The organism is Salipaludibacillus sp. CF4.18, assembly GCF_051262595.1.
Classification (GTDB): domain Bacteria; phylum Bacillota; class Bacilli; order Bacillales; family Salisediminibacteriaceae; genus Salipaludibacillus; species Salipaludibacillus neizhouensis.
The window spans coordinates 1-1,847 of sequence record NZ_JBIMEV010000127.1; the positions used below are offsets into that span (position 1 = coordinate 1).

Below are 1,847 nucleotides of genomic sequence, written 5' to 3' on the forward strand. Positions count from 1 at the left end.
TTTCCCTCTCCCTTCTATTACAACTCATTTCTAGCTAATTACTTTAACATTGTGGCTACGACCTAAGCCTAAGCCTATACCTATACCTATACCTATACAGTTAATGATGAATAAATAAACTGGAAAAACGATTAATGCACCTAACATTATGAGTCGACTAACACCAGTCGCGATATAATTTAATGGTTAATATAAAGCAAAGAAAAAAGGCACCAGACTAAAATATTTACCTTTAAATAATAGGATACCTCAAATGCGCATACTCAGGGTACATCTTTGCTGTAACTTCGACAACCACGGAAACAAAAAAATACAAATCGCAATCGGCACGAATCCTATTATCAAAACAGCTACTTTCGTTCTTATTCTCGCTAACGTTTGAATACTATCTTAACATTAGATGGCTACAAGCTTCTCTTAAGTACACCTTTTCCTTTTGCTTTTCCGTGTATAATTACTCATTCTCGTTTTCAATAATACAGAATACCGGTTAACTCTTCTGTATTAAACGGCAGTAAACTCGATTTTCAATTTCTGCACGAAATCGTTTCTTTTGACGAATATATAGAACATTTATCGAAAGCCTTAACATTAAATTAAATCTCCTATAAGATAATCTTTGTAATACTTTTCTAGGCCACTAACTCTTATACATTAGGAAGTGATGAAAATTCGGGATTAATTTTGACTAGTTGGTATATAAAACTAAATAACATCATATTTGTATATAGTAAGAAGATTGTTAAGAAACTCGTAAAATAATATTAAATCAGAGGTGGTTAGTCGATGCTAGCTGTAAACAAGAAAAATTTCGATATCGAAACAATGTATTGGTTCATTAAAGGAAATCAATGTAAAATTATTAATGTCTATACGAAAAGCCTCGGAAAAGTTTATGTCGCCTATATGAATAAAGAAATAATCGTGTATTATTTTGACAATGACCATGTTATTAAACATCTACTGAATTCTCCCAGATCTCAACTGTTATTAAAATTATGGAAACCAGAACCTCTTAGCGAAAACGATCCTAATACCAATAATTTGGAAAATATTTTGTTAGATATGCTTCACAAAGACGAGTGGACAAAAATGCCTAAGGGTCAGCAAGTTTGATTTAGAAATCTAGATTCCAATCTCAAAAAGATCGAGTGAGCCATGTCTAACACGACTCATTCTACTCCATAAACAAAAGGGTGAGTTCAAGGTTTTTTCTAACACCTTACACTCACCCTTTTCCTGTTACTAAAGTTCTCTAAATCATCATATATTTAGCTTAAGGGTTATCGGTGTTTTGATGATTATGTAAAACATACATCCCCCTGTAAATAACCTCACTTCCCCCTTTACTTTGGCGGACTAGAGGTTACATAAGTACCTGCAATAAAATCATGAATCGCCCGCGAATCTTTTCTCATTCCTACCATAAAGGCACTCACAATTACACCAATCCCTAATGTAACAGCATATACGATTCCTGCTAACAAATGTCTTAAAAACAAGGTGGTGATTCCAACTTTCGCTCCATCTATTCTGGCAATACGGATACCTAAAGCTCGTTTTCCTACTGTATATCCATACCAAATGACCGGTAAAATTAGATAGTATAAAGGACTTAAAGTATCAACAATGGTAAACCTTTCTATAAAGACATCTCTATAAATTATTGTAGATAATAAAGCTGTCACGAACATAACAACTAGCCCATCTAGAAAGCCTGCGGCAAATCGTACCCAAAAACCCGCTGGATCCTTTACTTCCATGCAAAATCTCTCCTCAAATTAATCGGTTTCTCTATTATTATAAAGTACTTGTTCTACCTTTAAAAAGAAAAAGCCCTCACTCAA

Annotated in this window: 2 protein-coding genes; one reads left to right on the top strand and one right to left on the bottom strand. The window is 33.7% G+C overall.

What is annotated here, in order from left to right; genetic code table 11:
- Nucleotides 1–786: 786 nt before the first annotated feature.
- A complete protein-coding gene (locus tag ACHABW_RS25700; RefSeq protein ID WP_435759860.1) occupies nt 787–1,116 on the top strand; it encodes a hypothetical protein in 330 nt (109 codons plus the stop codon).
- Nucleotides 1,117–1,346: 230 nt separating this feature from the next.
- Here ACHABW_RS25700 and ACHABW_RS25705 read toward each other — a convergent pair whose 3' ends face one another.
- Nucleotides 1,347–1,763, bottom strand: a complete 417-nt coding sequence (locus ACHABW_RS25705; RefSeq protein WP_435759862.1) for an RDD family protein — start codon at nt 1,761–1,763, stop codon at nt 1,347–1,349.
- Nucleotides 1,764–1,847 lie beyond the last annotated feature (84 nt).